Genomic DNA, 1,935 nt, shown 5'->3' on the forward strand with positions numbered 1-1,935 from the left:
CATCGCCGACTTCGAAGTCGCCGAGGAGATGATCAAGCACTTCATCCGCAAGGTTCATAACCGCAAGGGCTTCGTGAACCCCAAGGTCATCGTCTGCGTGCCGTCGGGCGCCACCGCCGTCGAGCGCCGCGCCATCAACGATTCCTGCCTCAACGCCTCGGCCCGCCGCGTCGGCCTGATCGACGAGCCGATGGCCGCGGCGATCGGCGCCGGTCTCCCGATCCATGAGCCGACCGGCTCGATGGTCGTCGACATCGGCGGCGGCACCACCGAGGTGGCCGTCCTGTCCCTGTCGGGCATCGTTTATTCGCGCTCGGTCCGCGTCGGCGGCGACAAGATGGACGAGGCGATCATCAGCTACATGCGCCGCAACCATAACCTGTTGATCGGCGAGACCACCGCCGAGCGCATCAAGAAGGACATCGGCACCGCCCGCATCCCGGCCGACGGCGAAGGCCTGTCGATCGACGTCAAGGGCCGCGACCTGATGCAGGGCGTGCCGCGGGAAGTCCGTATCTCGGAGCGTCAGGCTGCGGAAGCCCTGGCCGAGCCGGTCACCCAGATCGTCGAGGCCGTGAAGGTCGCGCTGGAAGCCACCCCGCCCGAACTGGCCGCCGACATCGCCGACAAGGGGATCATGCTGACCGGCGGCGGCGCGCTGCTGCGCGGCCTGGACGCCGAGATCCGTGATCATACCGGCCTGCCGGTCTCGGTCGCCGACGATCCCCTGTCCTGCGTCGCCATCGGTTGCGGCCGGGTGCTCGAGCACCCGCGCTGGATGAAGGGCGTCCTCGACTCGGCCCTCTAGGCCGGTCGTCGAATCCCCGCCTCAAATCCCTGTCATCAGCGGGGTTGCGGCGGTTTCCAAAACCCCCGCATTTTGCGATAGGCTCGGCAGATCGGCGGGGGGCGTCCCGCTGATTCCCTTTTTCTGAGGAAGGCGCGCCGTGGCGTTTCGCGACGGACCGTTCGAAAACATCAAGGTGCCGCTGGTCTGGACCGCGGCGGTCACGGTCGTGGTCGCCGCCATCGGCTGCGTGCTCCTTCTGCTCAGCGACGCCCGGGCCCAGACCTCGCCCTACCAACCGGTGCGGGCCGGGGTCGAGACCGTGGCGGGACCGGTCGGCGGTGTTTTCGCGGCCCCGGTCCGCTGGTTTGGCCACGCCACCGACTATGTCGGCGGCTATTTCTTCGCGGTGTCCGAGAACCGCCGCCTTCGGCGCGAACTGGCCGAGCTGCAGCCGTGGCGCGACCAGGCCATCGCTCTCAAGAACGTCAACGCCCGCTATGAGGCCATGCTCGGCATCCGGCCCGAGCCGCCCGTGGCCATGCGCACCGCCCGCTCGATCTCCGACACCCGGGGGCCGTTCTCCCGGGCCCGTCTGCTCGACGTCGGCGCCGCCAGGGGGGTCAAGGTCGGCAATCCTGTGATCAACGAGCACGGCCTGGTCGGACGTATCGTCGGGACCTCGTCGGGGATCAGCCGGATGTTGCTGCTGACGGACGTGGCCAGCCGCACGCCCGTCCTGATCGACCGCACCGACGCCCGCGCCCTGCTGACCGGGGACGGCTCGGGCAATCCCCGTCTGGAATTCGTGCGCGGGGTCGGATCGGTCCAGGCCGGCGACCGCATCCTCTCCTCCGGCGACGGCGGCGGTTTCCCGCGCGGCGTTCCGATCGGCGTCGCCGCCAAGGGCATCGACGGCAGCTGGCGGGTCAAGCTGTTCAGCGACCGGGGCGCCATCGACTACGTCCGGGTCATGCTGTTCGAGGACTTCAGCCAGCTGATCGGCCCTGAGGACCTCAACGCTCCGCCGCTGGCCGCGCTCGACACCCTGCCCGAGGCCACCGCCGCCCAGAGCACGGCCATTGCTGATTCCGCCGCCCGCCGCACCGCCGCCCGCGCGGCCGCCGCTCCGCCCGCCGCCGCCCCTG

At 70.0% G+C, this 1,935-nt stretch carries 2 protein-coding genes; both read left to right on the top strand.

Annotated elements, in window-relative coordinates; translation table 11 throughout:
• Positions 1–808 (top strand): rod shape-determining protein (locus V6M45_RS01830; RefSeq protein ID WP_332653622.1); only part of this gene is annotated, 808 nt, incomplete at its 5' end.
• A gap of 139 nt (positions 809–947) precedes the next feature.
• Positions 948–1,935: rod shape-determining protein MreC (gene mreC / locus V6M45_RS01835; protein ID WP_332653623.1), on the top strand; the 988-nt coding region annotated here is incomplete at its 3' end.

The sequence above is a fragment of the Brevundimonas sp. genome, from assembly GCF_036676055.1.
Taxonomy (GTDB): domain Bacteria; phylum Pseudomonadota; class Alphaproteobacteria; order Caulobacterales; family Caulobacteraceae; genus Brevundimonas.